The 388-nt window shown below is 71.4% G+C and carries 1 protein-coding gene and 1 pseudogene; one reads left to right on the top strand and one right to left on the bottom strand.

What is annotated here, in order from left to right:
* A pseudogene (locus tag FNX44_RS27805) lies at positions 1-198 on the top strand (hypothetical protein); the annotation flags it as partial.
* Here the strand turns inward: FNX44_RS27805 and FNX44_RS27800 are convergent.
* The gene (locus FNX44_RS27800) at positions 139-387 is read right to left on the bottom strand and encodes a GNAT family N-acetyltransferase (RefSeq protein WP_228450361.1); all 249 of its coding nucleotides are present in this window, start codon (positions 385-387) and stop codon (positions 139-141) included. The pseudogene FNX44_RS27805 and the gene FNX44_RS27800 sit on opposite strands and share 60 nt — an antisense overlap.
* Between the last annotated feature and the right edge of the window lies 1 nt (position 388).

Genomic DNA, 388 nt, shown 5'->3' with positions numbered 1-388 from the left:
GGCTGGATCTCCTTCCCTTTGGGCAGCGACGGCCCGCAGGCGCTGTTCCACAACGGCGGCACCGGCGGCTACCGTTCGCTGCTCGCCGTGGCACCCGAGCGGCAGGCGGCCGTGGTCATCCTCAGCGCCCAAGCACGCTCAGTGGACCGCGCGGGTCTCAGCCTCCTCACCCGGCTTCTCAGAACCGTCGAAGCCTGAGGGCACCCGCGCCGCCATCTCCCACACCACACCGCCAGCGGGCCCTCGGTGCGCCTGCGTACGGCCAGTGGCACGGAAACCCCGGTTCTCGTAGAAGGCCCTGGCGCGCTCGTTCCGCTCATGCACATGCAACACGAGCCGCTCGGTCCCCGTACGGCCCCACGCCCAGTCGCCCGCCCGCTCCAGCAAC

This window comes from Streptomyces alkaliterrae (assembly GCF_007097205.2).
Classification (GTDB): domain Bacteria; phylum Actinomycetota; class Actinomycetes; order Streptomycetales; family Streptomycetaceae; genus Streptomyces; species Streptomyces alkaliterrae.
This window is presented reverse-complemented; position numbering and strand designations above follow the sequence as displayed.